The organism is Rhizobium sp. BT03, from assembly GCF_030053155.1.
GTDB lineage: Bacteria > Pseudomonadota > Alphaproteobacteria > Rhizobiales > Rhizobiaceae > Rhizobium.
On the sequence record NZ_CP125642.1, the window covers coordinates 1 to 15,102 of the forward strand.

16 protein-coding genes and 1 riboswitch are annotated in these 15,102 nt (G+C 62.2%); of the genes, 6 read left to right on the plus strand and 10 right to left on the minus strand.

The genetic code is table 11. The features are described from left to right. Positions 1 to 438, plus strand: a complete 438-nt coding sequence (locus QMO80_RS24815) for a VOC family protein (RefSeq protein WP_283201002.1) — start codon at positions 1 to 3, stop codon at positions 436 to 438. Between the two features lie 19 nt (positions 439 to 457). Here QMO80_RS24815 and QMO80_RS24820 read toward each other — a convergent pair whose 3' ends face one another. The 10 genes from QMO80_RS24820 to thiM all read right to left on the minus strand — a co-directional run bounded on the left by QMO80_RS24820 (position 458) and on the right by thiM (position 9,955). Further along, positions 458 to 1,357 carry an ABC transporter ATP-binding protein gene (locus QMO80_RS24820; RefSeq protein WP_283201003.1) on the minus strand — a complete coding sequence of 300 codons (900 nt, stop codon included), beginning with the start codon at positions 1,355 to 1,357 and terminating at the stop codon, positions 458 to 460. Then, complete coding sequence (locus QMO80_RS24825) at positions 1,354 to 2,157, minus strand: ABC transporter ATP-binding protein (RefSeq protein ID WP_283201004.1); 804 nt, start codon at positions 2,155 to 2,157, stop codon at positions 1,354 to 1,356. The genes QMO80_RS24820 and QMO80_RS24825 overlap by 4 nt, the downstream gene beginning before the upstream one ends. Then, positions 2,154 to 3,032 (minus strand): ABC transporter permease, encoded by an 879-nt coding sequence (locus QMO80_RS24830; protein ID WP_283201005.1) that lies wholly within the window; start codon positions 3,030 to 3,032, stop codon positions 2,154 to 2,156. Before QMO80_RS24830 ends, QMO80_RS24825 begins: the two co-directional genes overlap by 4 nt. Position 3,033: 1 nt before the next feature. Further along, positions 3,034 to 4,011 (minus strand): ABC transporter permease, encoded by a 978-nt coding sequence (locus tag QMO80_RS24835; protein WP_283201006.1) that lies wholly within the window; start codon positions 4,009 to 4,011, stop codon positions 3,034 to 3,036. A gap of 57 nt (positions 4,012 to 4,068) precedes the next feature. Next, complete coding sequence (locus tag QMO80_RS24840) at positions 4,069 to 5,715, minus strand: ABC transporter substrate-binding protein (RefSeq protein ID WP_283201007.1); 1,647 nt, start codon at positions 5,713 to 5,715, stop codon at positions 4,069 to 4,071. A gap of 44 nt (positions 5,716 to 5,759) precedes the next feature. Next, positions 5,760 to 6,782 (minus strand): glycoside hydrolase family 3 N-terminal domain-containing protein, encoded by a 1,023-nt coding sequence (locus tag QMO80_RS24845; RefSeq protein WP_283201008.1) that lies wholly within the window; start codon positions 6,780 to 6,782, stop codon positions 5,760 to 5,762. Positions 6,783 to 6,798: 16 nt separating this feature from the next. Continuing rightward, positions 6,799 to 7,287: a GNAT family N-acetyltransferase gene (locus tag QMO80_RS24850; RefSeq protein WP_283201009.1), complete on the minus strand. Its 489-nt coding sequence runs from the start codon at positions 7,285 to 7,287 to the stop codon at positions 6,799 to 6,801. 405 nt (positions 7,288 to 7,692) lie between these two features. Continuing rightward, complete coding sequence (thiD, locus tag QMO80_RS24855) at positions 7,693 to 8,523, minus strand: bifunctional hydroxymethylpyrimidine kinase/phosphomethylpyrimidine kinase (RefSeq protein WP_283201010.1); 831 nt, start codon at positions 8,521 to 8,523, stop codon at positions 7,693 to 7,695. Next, positions 8,520 to 9,155, minus strand: a complete 636-nt coding sequence (gene thiE, locus QMO80_RS24860) for a thiamine phosphate synthase (RefSeq protein ID WP_183778120.1) — start codon at positions 9,153 to 9,155, stop codon at positions 8,520 to 8,522. The genes thiD and thiE overlap by 4 nt, the downstream gene beginning before the upstream one ends. Beyond that, complete coding sequence (gene thiM, locus QMO80_RS24865; RefSeq protein WP_183778122.1) at positions 9,152 to 9,955, minus strand: hydroxyethylthiazole kinase; 804 nt, start codon at positions 9,953 to 9,955, stop codon at positions 9,152 to 9,154. Before thiM ends, thiE begins: the two co-directional genes overlap by 4 nt. A 48-nt stretch (positions 9,956 to 10,003) precedes the next feature. Then, positions 10,004 to 10,100, minus strand: a riboswitch (TPP riboswitch). Positions 10,101 to 10,803: 703 nt separating this feature from the next. Between thiM and QMO80_RS24870 the strand changes: the two genes are divergently transcribed. The 5 genes from QMO80_RS24870 to QMO80_RS24890 all read left to right on the plus strand — a co-directional run bounded on the left by QMO80_RS24870 (position 10,804) and on the right by QMO80_RS24890 (position 15,012). Then, on the plus strand, positions 10,804 to 11,418 hold the full coding sequence (locus QMO80_RS24870; RefSeq protein WP_097628990.1) for an invasion associated locus B family protein: 615 nt from the start codon (positions 10,804 to 10,806) through the stop codon (positions 11,416 to 11,418). 13 nt (positions 11,419 to 11,431) lie between these two features. Further along, the gene (locus QMO80_RS24875; protein ID WP_283201011.1) at positions 11,432 to 13,153 is read left to right on the plus strand and encodes a ShlB/FhaC/HecB family hemolysin secretion/activation protein; all 1,722 of its coding nucleotides are present in this window, start codon (positions 11,432 to 11,434) and stop codon (positions 13,151 to 13,153) included. 13 nt (positions 13,154 to 13,166) lie between these two features. Continuing rightward, positions 13,167 to 13,634, plus strand: coding sequence for a hypothetical protein (locus QMO80_RS24880; protein WP_283201012.1), 468 nt, complete (start codon positions 13,167 to 13,169; stop codon positions 13,632 to 13,634). A gap of 45 nt (positions 13,635 to 13,679) precedes the next feature. Further along, positions 13,680 to 14,234: a hypothetical protein gene (locus QMO80_RS24885; protein ID WP_283201013.1), complete on the plus strand. Its 555-nt coding sequence runs from the start codon at positions 13,680 to 13,682 to the stop codon at positions 14,232 to 14,234. Between the two features lie 94 nt (positions 14,235 to 14,328). Next, positions 14,329 to 15,012: a hypothetical protein gene (locus QMO80_RS24890; RefSeq protein WP_283201014.1), complete on the plus strand. Its 684-nt coding sequence runs from the start codon at positions 14,329 to 14,331 to the stop codon at positions 15,010 to 15,012. Positions 15,013 to 15,102: the final 90 nt, after the last annotated feature.

Genomic DNA, 15,102 nt, shown 5'->3' on the forward strand with positions numbered 1-15,102 from the left:
ATGGCGCTCAAGCGGATGGACAATGTAGGCATCGTCGTCGAAGACCTCACCGCGGCGATTGATTTCTTTGGCGAGCTCGGCCTTGCGCTCGAAGGACGGGCCATGGTCGAAGGAGAATGGGCCGGGCGGATCACGGGGCTGGGCGATCAGCGGGTCGAGATTGCCATGATGCGCACACCTGATGGCCACAGCCGGCTCGAACTCTCCCGCTTCCTCATGCCCGATGTCGTCGCAGACCACCGCAACGCCCCGGTCAACGCGCTCGGCTATCTCCGCGTCATGTTCACCGTTGATGACATCGACGAGACGCTGGAGAGGCTTCGCGCGCATGGCGCGCAACTCGTCGGCGAAATAGTCCAGTATAAAGATGCCTATCGGCTCTGCTACATAAGAGGGCCCGAAGGGATTCTCCTCGGACTTGCCCAGGAACTCAGCTGAGGCGCAATCAAACAGGCTGTCAGATCATCCGCATGAAATGACCCGGCTCCACTTCGACGATATCGTCCTGGGCCGCGGCCGAACGGCGGCGGATATCCTCCACCTCGTCGGGCCTCAGCCGCGCCTTCGGATCGTCGAAGCGGACGTCGGGATCGGGCACGGCTGAAAGCAGCAGCCTGGTATAGGGATGCAGCGGATTGTCGATCACCCGGGCGGTGCTGCCCCATTCGACGATCTGGCCGGCATACATCACGGCGATGTCCTCCGCGACATAACGGGCGGTGGCGATATCATGGGTGATGTAGAGCAGGCCGAGATTCATCTCCTGCTTCATCTCGTTCAACAGGTTGAGCACGCCGAGGCGCACCGAGACGTCGAGCATCGAGGTCGGTTCGTCGGCGACGATCACTTCCGGCCTGACAGCGAGGGCGCGGGCGATGTTGACGCGCTGGCGCTGGCCGCCGGAGAGTTCATGCGGATATTTTGGCGCGACGAGATCGGGATCGAGCCTGACGCGCGTCAGCAGTTCGCGGACCGCGACGTCGATCTCGCTTCCTTTGATCTCCGGGCGATGCAGCTTCAGCGGCCGGCGGAGGTGGTGCGCGATGGTATGGGCGGGGTTCAGCGAGGCGAAGGGATCCTGGAAGATCATCTGCACCGAGCGGCGGTAGCGGGCGATCTCGGCGGAATTGGCCGTCTCGACCGGCCGGCCCTTGTAGAGGATGCGGCCCGATGTCGGCAGGTATTCGCGCATTGCCATGCGGGCGCAGGTCGTCTTGCCGCTGCCGGATTCGCCGACGAGCGCCAGTGCCCGGCCGGCGCGCAGCGAAAAGGAGATCGAGCGGGCAGCATGAACGGCGGACGCGCCGTGGCCGAAGGTCTTCGTCACCGTGTCGAGTGCGAGAATGGCATCAGTCACAGCAGCACGCCTCCATGCAGTGAGGGGAAGGAGGCCCAGAGCTTCTTCGTGTAATCATGCTGCGGCGTCCGGTAGATCGCTTCGGCGGTGTTTTGCTCCACCAGCCTGCCTGACAGCATGATGCCGATGCGGTCGCAGAATTGCACCATCAGGCCGAGATCATGGGTGATGAACAGCACGGAGAAGCCGAAGCTGCGGCGCAGCTCGTTGATGCGCTGCAGGATCTCGCGCTGAACGACGACGTCGAGCGCCGTCGTCGGCTCATCCATGATGACGAGTTTTGGGTCGAGCGCCATGCAGATAGCGATGACGATGCGCTGGCGCATGCCGCCTGAAAACTGATGCGGATAATCACGCATGCGATCCGGCGCGATGTCGACCAGCTTCAGCATTTCGGCAGTGCGCTCCCGGGCTTGCGCGCGGCTCATGTTTTTGTGGGTGCGCAGCACATCATAGAACTGTGTCTCGACGCGCAGCACCGGGTTCAGCGAGTTCATGGCGCTCTGAAAGACCATGGCGACCTCGCGCCAGCGGAAGGCGGCAAGCGCCTGCCGGTCGAGGCCGAGCACGTCGCGGCCGTCGAGCAGGATGCGGCTCTCCTTGCGGATCAGCGCCGGCGGCTTGTGCAGCCGGCTGATGGCGAAGGCGATGGTGCTCTTGCCGCAGCCGGATTCGCCGGCAAGGCCGAAGACCTCGCCCGGCGCCACGTCGAAGCTGACATCGTCGACGGCGCGGAAATCCTTCTCCTCGCCGATATAATCGATGGTGAGGCTCCTCACCGAAAGCAGCGGCTGGGTCACAGGCGGCCCTCCCCTGAGCGAACGAGCAGGGACCAGCGCTTCAGGTGATTGCCGGTGCGCAGCCGCGGATTGGCGATCTCGTCGACGGCGAAATTGAGGAGGGACATGCCGATGCCGAGGAGGGCGAGCGCGAAACAGGGTGTGAGGATATCCCACCATGCGCCGACCGAAAGGGCGGAAGCCTTCTGCGCGTTGTAAAGCATCGTGCCCCAGGAAATCGCTTTCGGATCGCCGAGGCCGAGAAATTCCAGCGTCGCCTCGGTAATAATCGCGAAGATGACGCTGCCGATGAAATTGATGCCGACGATGGAGATCACGTTGGGGAAAATCTCGAATGTCATGATGCGCCATTGCGGCTCGCCCATCATCTCGGCCGATTTGACGAAATCCTTCTGTTTGACGGAGAGCGTCTCGGCGCGGGTGACGCGGGCCCCCCAGGCCCAGGAGGTGGCGCCGAGGATGAGCGCGATGACGAGCGGGCTCGCCTGACCGATGAAGGCGGCGAGCACCAGCAGCAGCGGCAGGTTGGGCACGACGAGCACCATATTGGTGAAGAAGCTGATGATCTCGTCCGTCTTGCCGCCGCGATAGCCGGAGATGATGCCGAGCGCAGTACCAACCAGCGTGATCAGCAGGCCGGCGCCGAAACCGACGGCGAGCGAGGTGCGGGCGCCGTAGATCAGCCGGGCAAAGACATCCTGGCCGATGCGGGTGGTGCCGAGAATATGGTCGAGCGACGGCGGCTGATGCGGCCGCCCGGTGCGGGCGGCGGGATCGTATTGCGTCAGCAAAGGGGCTGCGATCGCGACGATGACGATGAAGGCGATGATCAGGAGGCCGACCAGCGCCTTGCGGTTTCGAAGCAGGGTTCTCATCTCATGCTCCCTTCAGCCGCGGGTCGAGCAGGATATAACTGACGTCGACGATGAAATTGGCGATCAGCATGGTCGCGGTCATGATGAGGAGCTGGCCCTGGATGACCGGATAATCGCGGGCGAGGATCGCCTGGTAGAGAATATTGCCGAGGCCGGGATAGTTGTAGACGACCTCCGTCACTAGCGAACCGCCGAGAATGGTGCCGATGGCGATGGCAAGGCTGGAGACGGTCGGCAGCAGGGCGTTGCGCGCCGCATACCAGAGCATCACATGCCGGTCGGACAGGCCCTTGGCGCGGGCCATGACGATATAGTCCTCACCGAGCAGGTTGATCATGTTGTTGCGCATGGTGACGGTGAAGCCGCCGATCAGAACGGTGCAGAGTGTGACCATAGGCAGGATGCCGTGATAGGCGACGCTGCCGAGATAGTGCAGGCTGAAGGCCGGATCGAGCGAGGGATCGGCGGCATAGCCGTTCGGAAACCAGCCGAGCGTGAAGCCGAAGATGAAGAGCACGATCAGCGAGGTGACGACCGCCGGCACCGAGGTGGCAAAGATCGCGCCGACGGAGACGACGACATCGAACCTGCTGCCGCGGCGCCAGGCGGCGAGGATGCCGAGGAAGGTGCCGAGCGCGAAGCTGACGATCGTCGCCGTTCCCATCAGGCTGACGGTCCAGACCAGCGCATGGCCGAGCACGGAGGTCACCGGCAGCGGGAAATATTTGATCGAGCGGCCGAGATCGCCGGTAAAAATGCTGCTGAGATAGGTGAGATATTGCTGCCAGAGCGGCCCATCGACGAAGCCGAAGGTCAGCTTCAGCGCCTGCAGGCTTTCCGGCGGCAATTCGGCGCCGGCGCTCGAAAACATGATCTGCACGGGATCGCCCGGCATCAGGCGGGGCAGGAAGAAGTTGATCGTCGCTGCCGCGATGAAGGCTGCTATGTAGAAGACGAGGCGGCGAAGCAGGAAAGCCATGGGAACTCCGTCGTGACGGGAGCGGCGTTGAAAGCACCGCTCCCGAGATCAATGCCCTTACTTGACCGGCTCGAGTGCGAGCAGGTTCAAGAGACGCGCCGGGTTCGTTCGCGAAATCGACGGATTGACGAAGGGATTTTCCTTGGTCGACCAGCCGGTGAAACGCTTGGTGTTGTACTGATACCAGTTCGGATTGTTGAACACCGGGATCATGGGCATGTTCTCGGCGACGATGCGCTGCGCCTTGTTCATCACCTCTTTCTGCGTGGCAAGGTCGGCGGTCTGGGTGAACTCGGTCACGAGTTTCTCGACATCGGGGTTGAACCAGCGTTGCGCGGTGAAGCGGGTCTTGCCTTTGTCCGAGGCGCTGAAGGCGCGCTTATAGGGATAGTAGGGCGAGGCTGATGCCGGCAGGCTGTTGATCGCCGCATCGAAGCTGCCGTTGATGAGGTTGCCGGTCCACACGGCCTCTTCAGGTGTTTCGATCTTGGCGTCGATGCCGACCGCCTGCATGCCTTCGACAGCGATGTTGACGGTGTCGACCCAGTCCGTCCAGGAGTTCGGGACGATGATCGAGAAGGAGATCTTGCTGCCGTCGGGATTGTCGCGGAAACCATCGCCGTCCTTGTCCTTGTAACCCGCCTCGTCGAGCAGCGCCTTGGCGGCGTCGGCGTCATAGGTCGCGAACTTGCCAAAGTCTGATTTGACGGACGGGTCGGCCCAGCTCTTGTAAAGCTCGCCCATCAGGCCGGGATCTTCGTTCAGCGTCGGATAGCCGTAGCCGGCGACGTCGATCATCGTCTTGCGGTCGAGCGCCATGCCGACGGCACGGCGGAACTTCAGGTCGTTGAAGGCCTTCTTGTTGTTCTCGTTCGCGGTTTCCAGGTTGAACAGGAAGGCGACCATGCTGCTCGGCGAATACCAGTAGTGGAAATGCGCCGGATCCTTGGACACATAGACATTGTCGATATCGGGGATGAAGGAGACGCCCCAGTCGAGCGTGCCGTCGGCGGTTGCCGTCAGGATCTGGTTGTTGTCGGCAAGCTGCGGGAAGCGTATGCAATCGACCTTCAGATGCGCATTGTCCCAATAGTTCGGGTTGCGGCACTGGTCGTAGGTCTGGCCGGTGAAACGAGGGACCTCGGTCAGCGGTCCGCTGCCGACCGGGTTCTCGTTGGCGAAGGTGACGGGATCGGCGACGTCCTTCCAGACATGTTCCGGAACGATCGGCAGCTGCGAGATCTGCTCGGCGGCGAGAGAGCTCGGATTGGCGAGCGTGAAGCGCACGGTCTGGGCATCGACGGCTTTAACATCGGTGACGAAGCTCCAGATGCTGACGAAGTCGAGCGCCGGGAATTTCTTCAGATAGGCATAGGTGAAGGTGACGTCGGCTGCGGTCAGCGGCTTACCATCAGACCATTTCAGGTTCGGGCGCAGCTTGAAATCGATGCTTTTCAGATCGTCGGAGAGCTTGAAGCTTTCGGCCAGGCGATAGACCGGCTTGTTGCTGTCGAAGCGGTTGAAGATAACGAGCGGCTCATAGATGAAATCGAGCGTCGACTGGCGCGACGAGGTCTGGTTGAACGGGTTGAAGTTGCGAACCCAGGTCGTCGCCGGTTCGATATTCGCCGTCAGGACCGTTTGCGCCATGGCGGAGCCTGAAAGCAGTGTCAGGGCAGCGGCGGCAAGAAGATACTTTTTCATGTTCTATTCCCCTTTTTTTTATGCGGTGAGAGATGGCGCGCCGGTCAGGAGACCGAGGCGCTGGCAAATATGTCTTCGACTTGGCGGTGGGCGGCGCGGACATCGACCTTGAGATTGCCGAGGCGGGCCTGGCCGGCGGCAATGCGCTTCACCGCCGCCTCCTTCAGCGGCCGCGCGGCCCTGGCGGCGGCTTCGCTTTCCCTGACATCGCCGTGGCTGTGGAGGGCGATGTCGAAGCCGGCGTCGAGCACCTGTTCGACGCGTTCCGGCAATGTGCCGGCGAGCGATTCCATGAAGATGCAGTCGGAGATCAGCACGCCGTCATAGCCGAGATCGTTGCGGATGACGTCGTGCATGACAGGAGAGACGGAGGCCGGCAGCTCCTTGTCGTAGGCGGAGTAGACGACATGGGCGACCATGGCCCAGGGCGTATCCTTCAGCGCCACGAAGGGCTTGAAATCGGTCGCAATGAGCGTCTCGCGGCTGACGTCGACCACCGGGCGCTCCTTATGGGAGTCGAGCGTGGCGCGGCCATGGCCGGGAATATGTTTCATCACGGGCATGTTGCCGGTCTCGAGCAGGCCGTCGACCACCTCGCGGCCGAGGGCGGCGATGACATCGGGATCGGGGCCGAAAGAGCGGGCGCCGATGACCGCGCTCGTCGTCTCGAAGACGAGGTCGAGAACGGGCGAGCAGCCGCTGGAAAGGCCGAGTTCCGTCATCATCGCGCCCATGGCCTGGGAGGAAAGGCGCAATGCTCTTTTGCTGAGCTCGAAATCGCGGCGCGCCAGTTCGGCGAACTGCCCGAAGCTGCGGAAGAGCGGCCAGGGGCCGGCATCGAGGTGCTGGACGCGCCCGCCTTCCTGGTCGGTGAAGACGGGCGCATCGTCGCGGCCGACGGCTTCGCGGAAGCGTTCGATCAGCCGCTTGGTCTGCTCCGGCTCGCGCTGATTGCGCCGGCCGACGAAGAGACCGAGCGGATTGGTCTCACGAAACAGCGCGAATTCATCATCCGAAAGAACCGGATTGGGAAGGCCGACAAAAAGGGCGAGCGGGGTCGAGGACAATTCTGGTGCTCCGGGATCAGATGGTCATTGCCGGCATGCTTCTCAGCATGCCTTCGTAGATGCCCTTGTCGGGGGCGGGGATGATGATGGCGCCTGCGGTCTTGGCGTAGAAATCGACCGGGCCGGCATCGCCGATGAAGGCATAGGCATGCCCAAGCGTCTTCATGGTCTGAAGGCAGGCGGAAAACAGCGCGAGCCCGATACCCTTGCCGCGGGCTTCAGGGTCGACGCCGGTCGGGCCGAAGAAGCCGCGCGCCGTCGTGTCGTAGCAGGCAAAGCCGAGCAGCTCACGGCCTTCGATGGCGATCAGGCAGGCGACGGGCTGGCGGGAGAAGGCGACCGAGACCTCGCTTGCCCAGTTCTCGCTGAACCGTTCGCGAACCCAATTGATCACGAGATGCAGCTCCGGGGGGAGGGCCGGGCGGATGGAGACGCCGACATGATCGGCTTTCCGTTGCAGGTCGGCGAGCTCTGTCGAGTATAGACTCACAAGCAGGTCTGGCACCGGTCATTCCTCCTAATATTCCGTTATTGCAGAATATATACCCTTTTAATGTCATAGACTTGGCTATCTGGCTGAGCTTGTCAACTGCGTTTTTCAAATGGCGCGATGCTGCTCGCCATGATGCTCTCGCTCGAAAGCAAGCTGGCTGCCGAACGCAAAAAATGGCCCGGGGAGGGCCGGGCCTGACAAAGTGGGCAACTTCTCTTTCGTAATGCTCGGCATAAGGCCACGGCCGTTCAGTTGACGTCCGTTGGCTGCCCCTCACCCTAACCCTCTCCCCGTAAGAACGGGGAGAGGGGACGTGCCCCGCGAAAAGTTTGGGGAACGGAGAGGTTGCAGCATATCCCCTTCGCCCCGTTTACGGGGAGAAGGTGCCGGCAGGCGGATGAGCGGCGGCAGCCCTCATTACCCGTCTTTCCAAAGCGCATGAAAATGCTGCACCGGGCCGTGGCCGGAGCCGACGGTGAGGCTGCCGGCAGCCGCAACCGCGCCGGCGAGGTAATCCTTGGCGATGGCGACCGCCTCTTCAGCCGAGACGCCCTTGGCAAGCTCGGCCGCCAGCGCGCTCGACAGCGTGCAGCCGGTGCCGTGGGTGTTCTTGGTCGGCACGCGTCGGGCTTCGAACCAGTGCAGACCATCGGCCGCGGCAAGCACGTCGGGGCTTTCCTCGCTGTCGAGATGACCGCCTTTGACCAGCACGGCGGCCGGGCCGAGCGCGCGCAGCTGCTCGGCCTGCGCCGCCATCTCGGCGCGGTTTGTCGCGACCGGCTGGTGCAGCAGGGCGGCGGCCTCAGGCAGGTTCGGGGTCAGCAGTGTGGCGAGCGGCAGCAACCGGCGGTTCAGCACGTCGACGGCTTCGGGCGCAAGCAGGGCGGCCCCGCCCTTGGCGATCATCACGGGATCGATGACGATGGGAATGCCGCGGCGGTCGGCCGGTGCTGCGGCCACAGCTGCGTCGAGTGCGGCGGCGACGGCCTCGGCGATGCCGGCATTGGCGATCATGCCGATCTTGACGGCATCGACGCGCACATCGGCAAAGACGGCATTGATCTGATCGGCGACGAATGGAGGCGGCACCAGATGCACGCCGCTGACGCCTTGCGTGTTCTGCGCCGTCAGCGCCGTCAGCACCGCCATGCCGTAGACGCCCCGGGCGGAAAAGGCCTTGAGGTCGGCCTGGATGCCGGCGCCGCCGGAGGGATCGGAGCCGGCGATGGAGAGGACGTTGCGGATCATGCGCGGGCCTTTCGAATTTCTGCGGCGATGCGGTGTGTGGCGGCTTCCGGATCCGGCGCGCCGCAAATGGCGGAGACGACGGCAAGCCCGCTTGCGCCTGCGGCAAAGACTTCGGCCACATGCTCCGCCTTGAGCCCGCCGATGGCAACCGAGGGCACCGGCGAGACCGCCACCAGTTTGGCAAGACCGTCAAAACCGATCGGCTGCTTGTGGTCGGCCTTGGTCGGCGTCGCAAACACCGGCCCGACGCCGGTATAGTCGACGAGATCGGGATCGACGGCAGCAGCAAGCGCCGCGGTTTCGACCGACAGGCCGAGGATCATGTCGGGACCGATCATCGCCCGCGCTGTCGCCGCATCCATATCCTCCTGGCCGATATGCAACCCGTCGGCGCCGATGGCGATCGCCGCCTCGACATCGTCGTTGACGACGAGGCGGGCGCCGGTGCCATCAAGCGCCTGTTTCAAGGCGCGTCCGGTCTCGATCATTGCGGCCGTGCCGGCATGTTTGTCGCGCAGCTGCACCATCGTCGCGCCGCCGGCAACGGCACGGCGCGCGGTCTCGACCATGCCGATCCCGGCGCAGAGATCGGGATCGAGAACGAGATAGAGCGAAAGGTCGAAACTCTTCATGCCGCCGATATCCTTGCCCTGGCATCGAGCGTTTCGGCATCGAGCGCGTTCAGCGCGTCGAGAAAGCGCCAGGCAAAGGAGCCGGGGCCGGCCGCACCGAGCGCTGCCTCCTCGCCGGCGATGGCGAAGGTTGAAAGGGCGGCGACCGTCGCGCCGAACAGATCCTCGGGCACGGTGGCGGCAAAGGCGCCGACGAGGCAGGTGAGCGAGCAGCCAAGCGCGGTGACCTGTGGCATCAAGGCCGATCCGCCTGTGATGCGCACCGCCCGCTCGCCGTCGGTGACGAAATCGACAGCGCCGGTGACAGCGACGACCGCCTGCTGGCGCTCGGCCAGCCATCGCGCCGAACCTTCGGCCTGCTCGACCGGATCGCGGCTGTCGACGCCCTGGCCGCGGCTCTCGCCGCCGGCAAGCGCGATGATCTCGGAAGCGTTGCCGCGGATGATCGTCGGCTTGAGCGCCAGCAGAGCAGCGACCGCATCGCGGCGGAAGGCCGTGGCATAATGGGCGACCGGATCGAGCACCCAGGGTTTGCCGGCCGAGGTCGCCGCCTTCGCCGCCGCCTGCATGCCGTCGATCCATTGCGTCGACAGCGTGCCGATATTGACGGTCAGCGCGCTCGCGAGGCCGGCGAACTCACCGGCTTCCTCAGCCGCATGCACCATGGCCGGCGAGGCGCCGGCGGCCAGGAGAACATTGGCGGCGACGTTCATCGCGACATAATTGGTGATGCACTGAACGAGCGGCGGCTTTTCGCGCATCGCCTTCAGCATGGCTCCTGGTGTGCTCCTGGTCTGCATGTGGCCCCTTTCAGGCGGGGGCGGGCACGGGGTCATTCGTGCGGCGGACCGCGACCCCGAGCGACTCCCTCCGCCGGCATTATCCGGTTCAGGTTCGAAGGGTGCTTCTCAGCCCGCCTGTCGACGAACGCCCCTGTCTCTCATCGCGCTCTTTTTCGCAGAGAACGGGGCGGATGTCATCTCGAAAATGACAGTGCTGCGACGGCGCGGCGCGTGAAGTCCGCTGCGGACACGCTATCATCCTCGACGGCCAGGCCCGGGCTTTACGGGGGCCGAGAGCTTGCCGCCGATTCGGGTCTTGATCAGGTTTTCCCGAATACGGCCCGCGGATTCCGTCCCAGGCTGCATTGGCCGCCGCCTTTTCACCATTCGGTTGTCCTTTCCCTTCCGAGAAGAACAGTCGCAGCAACCCGCGGGTGTGACGAATTTCTGAAATACATCTCAGTATTCGTGGGCGGCATCGGGGATAAAGCCGGCGCCTTGGAATGTGTTTCTTCAAAATGAGTGCGGCTCATCTTTCGCAGATTTTTCTGGATGTCTGACGATGCGGAATTATTCATCCTATCCGATTATACGCCTGATTTTCAATAAAAACGAGCAGGTGACCAGCTTCGCGTAAGTTGCGCATCGTCTCATGTCCCTCGCCAAGCGGTTTTATTCGAATTTCGGAATCTGTTGGCGTTTTCGTTGCGAATGGGGTCTCGGGCAAACTGAGCGTAATCTCCCAGAACGCGAAATAAATACCTAACGCAAACTTTACCGTGCTGACACGTTAAGGTTGACCAAATTGCGGATTGTAGCGATATGACTTCCAACCCAAATAAAATCTTCCTGAAGTTGCATTTTAAATGAAGAAATTTTTGAAAAGCGGCATGAAGAGGGTCCTTTGGACGATCGCCCCCATTCTGATATCGATCGCCTGCGCGAGCCCATCCTTTTCGCAATCTCCTGATGGTCAAGAACCGGAACAGGCGCCGGCGCAACCTGCGCCGGCGATAAAATCGCAGAAATTCGACGACTGGTATTATCGCTGCACGGGTTCGGCAGGCACCGAGGCCTGCGAAGTCGCACAGGTGGCGCAAGTCACCAAGGACGGCAAACCCGTCAATATCCTGACGCTGGCGATATCCGCGCCGCCGGCGCCTGCCGCGCCTTCCGACAAAGGCAAGGGCAAGGCGCGGCTGATGCTGACCGCCCTTCTGCCGCTCAATGTTTTCCTGCCCTCGGGCCTGTCGATCAAGGCCGACGGCAAGCCCGTCGCCAAGCTCGATTACCGCAATTGCAACCAGACCGGATGCTGGGCGCAGCTGGCGCTGGATACCAAGATGACTGCGGCGCTGAAGAAGGGCGCGGCGGCCGAGGGGCTGGTGCGGCTGATGAACGGCCAGGACGTCAATATCCGCTTCTCGCTGAAGGGGCTGAAGCCGGCCCTCGACGAGCTTCAGTCCGTCGCCGCGAAGTAGCCGAATTTCACCGATGACCATAGAAATTCGATACTTTTTGATTGCCGGCGCCGCCCTCGCAGTGGTGATCGCCCCCGCTTACGCGCAAACGCCTGCCGATGATTTCAACCGCCGCCAGGAAGAGCAGTCGCAGACCCAGCGACTTGATGCCCTGCGGCGCGCCACACCAGGCGGCGGCACGGATGCGGAAAACGGCGCTTTGCCCGCCGCACCGGGCAACGGCGCCTGTTTCGACATCGCGCGGGTCGAGATCGATGGGGCGAGCCTGCTGTCGGCCCAGGAGATCGGCAAGGTGACGGCGCCTTACGGCAACCGCTGCGTCGGCCTCGCCGAGATCAATGCGGTCCTGAGGGATGTCACGCATCTCTATATCGATCATGGCTATGTGACCTCGCGCGCCTATGTGCCGCAGCAGGATATCCGCACGACCAGGATCCTCCGTCTGCTGGTCGTCGAAGGCACGCTCTCCGACATCTATCTCAATGGCCGGAAAGTGGCCGGCAATGCTTCGCTGGCGACCGCCTTTCCCGGCCTGATCGGCCGCGTCGTCAATATCCGCGATATCGAGCAGGGGCTCGACCAGATGAACCGGCTGCAGGCCAACGACGCCAAATCGGCGATGCTACCCGGCCCGAAGGACGGAACCTCGATCCTCAACATCGAAAACCGTCCGGGCCGGCCCTGGCACGTCTCCTTCGGCAACAACAATATGGGGCAGGAGAGCACCGGCTTTTCCCGCAGCTCGGCATCGCTCGGCTACGATGACCTGCTCGGCATCAATGACCAGTGGAATTTCTCCTACGAGCACAGCGGCCCGAGCTATCCGTGGGAGAATGACGGAAATGGCTACGGCAACAGCTATTCCGGCAGCGTCAGCGTGCCCTACGGCTACTCCACCCTGTCGCTGAACGGCTCCTGGTACCAATATGAAAGTGCGGTCGAGGGAAACTTCAGCACGCTCGAAACCTCTGGCAATTCGGGGCAGGCCGGTCTCGGCATCGATCGCGTTATCTCTCGCGACAAGGATTCGATCACAACCGTCCGCAGCGGCCTGACCTACAAGCAGACCAACAACTTCCTGCTCGGCAATCTGATCGAGGTCGGCAGCCGCCGCTATACGGTCGGCGATATCGGCATTTCCCATTCCCGCCGCATGTTCGGCGGCATCTGGATGTTCGACGCCAGCTTCGACAAGGGGCTCGGTCTCTTCGATGCGGTCGACCCAGGGGATCCCGGCGCCGGCAATGCCGATCCGCGATTTTCGAAATTCAACGCCACCGTCAGCGTGACGCAGCCGTTCCAGGCCGCCGGCCGGCAGTTCGAATTCACCTCGCTGCTCAGCGGTCAATATTCCCTAGACAATCTGCTCGGGGCCGAACAGATCTCGCTCGGCGGCTACAGCAATGTCCGCGGCACGCGCGAAAGCGTGCTCTTCGGCAATAATGGCATGTTCAGCCACAACGAGATCGTCTGGAGAACGCAGTCCAACCAGGGCGGCGGCGCGGCGGCGAAGGCGTTCGGCGAACTGCGCCCCTATCTCGGCTTCGACTACGGCCATGTCTATGCGCAAAAACGCTTCGACATATCAGGCGGCGACCTCGCCAGCTGGACGGCCGGCATCCGGGCTGTCGGCGGCAATATCAGCGCCGACCTCGGCTATTCCGACATTGTTGCAAGCAGCCTCGACGATGTCGACGGCGGGCTCTTTTATTTCAGCGCATCCGCTCATTGGTAACGAAAGCAGGACAATGACCACCCGCACTATTTCGACGAACAAGCACGCCAAAACCCTTTCAAGATCGACGGCGCTGATCCTTGCTCTTTCCATCTCGCTTGCCGGCTGCGCCGGGCGGGAGGCACGCCCTGTGGCTTCGACCAACCCGACCGACAGCGCTTTCGATTGCGCCGGCATCGCGCGGGAATTCGAGGCCAACGAACGGCAGATCACCTCGACAGTGAAGGAGCGCACCGATGCGCAAGGCAAGAACATCGTACTCGGGGCGACCGGTGTGCTGCTGTTTCTGCCGGCGCTGTTCTTCATGGATCCGAAATCGCCCGAGAAGGTCGAGATCGATGCTTTGCGCAACAGGAACAACGTCCTGACCAGCATCGCCAAATCGAAGGGATGTCCGGCGCCCAAGTCCCAGCTGACCGAACTCTACAAGCATCTCGACAGCAAGCCAAAGCCGGCATCGTCCTCGGACAACCGGAACTGAGTTTGGCAGTCACGAAAATCTTATAAATGAAGTCCGGAGTTTCCGATGCGTATCGTTCGTTTTCTAACGCTTCTCCTGCTGGCGGCGACGTTGGCCTCCTGCGTCACCACCGACCCCCGGCTGGTCTCGGCCCTCAAGAAAACCTCGGTATCGCAGATCCGCGTCGAGACGGCGCCCGATATCACCATGGGCGGCTTTTTTGACCGCACGAAGCCGGACCCACAGCTGCCGGCGGTGGTGCGCACACTGCAGAGCACCATGGCACGCGAGCTGACGGGCCTGCCCGGCGGTCCGGTCAAGGGCCGTCTGATCGTGACCCTGCATAGGGTCGATGTGTCGAGCAAGGCGGGACGCGTGATTGCCGGAAACGACAGCTACATCCAGGGAACGGTGCGGCTTGAGGATGCCAAGACCGGCCAGCTGATAGCCGAAGCCCAGAGCATTCGCGGTGAAGACAAGGGCGTGAGGGGAGATGGGGAAATCGGCATCGTCATTGCCATGGCTATCAATGCGGCGCAGTCCCAGGGAGAGGACGCGCTCGCCCAAAAGCTTTCCAATTCCTTCACCCGCAATGTGAAGACCTGGCTCACCCAGAAATAAGTTCTGCGATGCAGCAGTCATATTGTCGAAGGGATGGCGACAGGTTCTTGCCGGCGTTTGATCCCCTCTCTCAATCGAAACGGAGAAAATTCGTATGACCAAAAAAGCTTTTGCGGTTGCGGGATTGAGCATCATAGCCGTGCTGTTGGCATCGTGCGGGACAACGGATCCCGCGATGGTCGCCAGCGAAAGAGTGGCAAAATCCACTGAGATTCTCAACAACCGGAAACAGAAAGGTGCGCTGATCCTTGTACGCTTTCTTTATCCCGGCTTGTTCGGTCCCATCCGATGCGACGGCCGGATTCGTCTTCGCAAGCTCGTCGACGGCGAACCTGACAAGGTGGCTGCTCCTGAAGATGTCTACAGTGGTTTCAAATGGCTTCTGCCAGAGCAAAGCAAGCCGGCGGACATAAAAGGCAATCTCCTCAACCCTGTCGGCAACGCGAAGGAGTACGAGCGCGTCTTACATCCGATCGCGCCCGGCACTTATGTCGTGACCTACGCTTCCTGCCAGATGTCTTCGCCGAATGGGACCACGACGCTCGAGGCGGGCGGCGACCATGGCGGCCTGTTCAGCTATATCAGCGCACTGGAAGGTGCGAGCACGATCACGATTGGGGAGGGCCAGATCGTCGATGCCGGCTATTTCCGTGTCCAGGGCACGCAAACCCACCCGGTCGTGGTCGGGCAGGAAGCAAGTGCGGCCGAACGCGAGGTCATGAGCGAAGTTCTTCCGGGAGCATATTCCTCCATCACGTTTAAGAAGTTCGGGGAATAGGCAAGCTTGAATACCGATAGGACGTGCTAAATCGCGTCCATTTTTGTTCGGATTGCATTTACCTCAACTACAGGCAAAAGTTGACCGTGA